Consider the following 2,579-nt stretch of genomic DNA (forward strand, 5'->3'; position numbering starts at 1 on the left):
AACCCATTTCTTTTAATTGCTCCGCAATTCTATTGAAAGTAATCAAAGCTTGTGGAGCAAGATGTGCTTCCGCTGCTTCTCGCTCATGAAGGATTTTCAGATGTTTTTCAGCAAATTCAACGGCATGGTTAACATATTTTTCTACTTCATCATCATCCAAATATTCAGAAATTGTACCTACCGCAATGGAATTTTGATAAGATCTCAGTACATCAATCTTTCCTGTCAACGCTAAACAAGCCAAATGCCAAATTATATCTGTATTGTAGTTGTATTTTTGAACAAGCGTTTTGCTTTCAATCGATGCTTGCAAATCTTGGGCGCGTGTCCATTTTATTATTCGCTCAGAAATTTTGATAAGCTCCTGCTCATTTAATGTCTCTACACAAATGTCAATCCCATTAAAATTCTCCGCTCCAATCGTATTAAAAGGCTGATAAATATTTGTAGCTGATATGTGCCTAAGTTTTCCACTATGGTGAATATAATGGCAAGCTACAGAAATCTCTTCGTTGGAGACTACTGCTTCAAGATGGACATTGTACTGATCATGGAGGCGTATAAAGCCAAAATCAAATCCAATAAAACGTTCTGGCAAAGAGAGCCACATTTTCCCAGGTTCTATGGAAAACCATCCTTGTCTTTTAAGGATGCTGCTTGCCGCAGTAATACTCATCAGCTTTTCTTTAGGCTTTTTACGAACAAGAATATCATCTAACTCACCGTTTTTATAAGCCTGAGCAAAAAAGATAACGCGCTCAACCTGTGTTATCTTTTCATAATCAGAAAACTCTGATGCATATAGTTGAGATGTAGGTTTGTAATTCCTTAAAGCCTCAATATCACCGAGTAAAGCTTTTGCAACAAGAGAATGATTAGCAGATTCTTCACGTAATTTTTGTTCAATATCCTGTGCTTCCGCCCAAGCTAACACTTTGTTTAAAGCAACCTTAACATGGTTCTCAAAAAACTCTAGCGCTGTAACACCAAAATTCTCTTCTGAAGAAACCAGCATATCCTCGTATTGATATTGCGATTTTTTACCGTTAGCGTATTCCCAGCCAAGACAATAGGCAGCAGTAGTAAGACTGACAGAAACCCATAATCTCCCACTATCTCGTCCATAATCTATGACACCATAGTGAATACGCACGATACGATCAGGGAGATGATAATAAGCAAACATATCACCCATTTCATCGCGATGAGGCTCCCAACCCAATCTTTTTAAAATTTCTGTTGCGTCTTTGGTTTGCATAATGTTTCACTTATCAACTAATTGTGCAACATCATCTAAAGTGTAAGCTTTCATGAATCTTCCCCAGCATACTCTTTAATTCTTTTACAGAGAAATTCATAAAAATTACTTGCGTAATAATGTGACTCTCCAGATGGAATTCTGACATAAAGTGGGCATTCACCATCCCGAAACTGAGAGTAATCAAAATAAAATGTCTCACCAAAATCTGTTCTGCTAACAGCAAGCTGTTCTGCTGTTAGAAAACCATATTTTCTATAATAATTTAAGTTTTGGTGAACAATATCATCAAAAGGAATATCTTTTTCACAATCCTTATAAAGACTATAGATTTCATAACCAGCAATGTCCCCGCCTTTATAATGTTTTAAAAAATTCTTGTAAGAGGATGTGAATTGTAAACCAAGAGCTTTCTCTGCCTTTTCAATCACGAGATCATCAACCGCATTTTTTGCAGTACCAAAATTGATAATATCATCATCATATTTATTCACTTTATCAATTAATACTGCAACATCAGCTAAGGTATAGGTTTTCATAGATGATCCCCCCTAAAAAAATAATGGTGGTTTAACATTGGAATTCAGAAGTAAAACCACCATACAAAGAAATTTACTTCAAGTTATCTGTAATCCTTTTACAGAGAAATTCATAAAAGTTACCCGCGTAATACTGGGGTTCACTAGGTGGAAATCTAAGATAGAGCGGACACTCCGCATCTTGAAATTGAGAGTAATCAAAGTAAAATGTCTCACCAAAATCAGTTCTACTCACAACAAGCTGCTGTGGTTTTGCTAAACCATTTTCTATATCCGTTATATGATAATAAACAATATCATCACTACGAGCAATTTCAAAGTTTGTATTATAAACACTTAATATTTCCTCACCACAGATCTCTGCTCTTCCATAGTTTTTTAGAAAACTCTTGTAGGAAGTTGTAAACTGCAAACCAAGAGTTTTTTCTGCTTTTTCAATCAGTACATCATCAACTGCTTCATCTATAGAGCCAAAATTGATACGATCACTATATTTATCAACTAATTGTGCAACATCATCTATAGTATAAGTTTTCATAATTTTTTCTCCTCTCTAAAAAATATTAAAGATGATTGCATTCTTGAAAATGAAAAAAGAAAGGCGATTCAGCAAAATGAAATCGCCATGTTTAAAGGTGTTATTCCAAATTAGCTATAATTCTTTTACAGAGAAATTCATAAAAATTACTTGCATAATAATGTGACGCTCCAGATGGGATCTCGACATAGAGTGGGCATTCACCATCCTGAAACTGAGAATAATCAAAGTAAAATGTCTCACC

General features: G+C 35.1%; 3 protein-coding genes and 1 pseudogene. All 4 read right to left on the reverse strand.

The window, feature by feature from the left end:
- Nucleotides 1-1,258 (reverse strand): DUF6990 domain-containing protein (locus tag ABD909_RS07165; protein WP_425547960.1); only part of this gene is annotated, 1,258 nt, incomplete at its 3' end.
- A 50-nt stretch (nucleotides 1,259-1,308) separates the two neighbouring features.
- A complete protein-coding gene (locus ABD909_RS07170; protein WP_345097263.1) occupies nucleotides 1,309-1,797 on the reverse strand; it encodes an SMI1/KNR4 family protein in 489 nt (162 codons plus the stop codon).
- 73 nt (nucleotides 1,798-1,870) lie between these two features.
- Nucleotides 1,871-2,335, reverse strand: coding sequence for an SMI1/KNR4 family protein (locus ABD909_RS07175; RefSeq protein ID WP_345097264.1), 465 nt, complete (start codon nucleotides 2,333-2,335; stop codon nucleotides 1,871-1,873).
- Between the two features lie 100 nt (nucleotides 2,336-2,435).
- A pseudogene (locus tag ABD909_RS07180) lies at nucleotides 2,436-2,579 on the reverse strand (SMI1/KNR4 family protein); the annotation flags it as partial.

The sequence above is a fragment of the Bartonella acomydis genome (assembly GCF_039543025.1).
Taxonomy (GTDB): domain Bacteria; phylum Pseudomonadota; class Alphaproteobacteria; order Rhizobiales; family Rhizobiaceae; genus Bartonella; species Bartonella acomydis.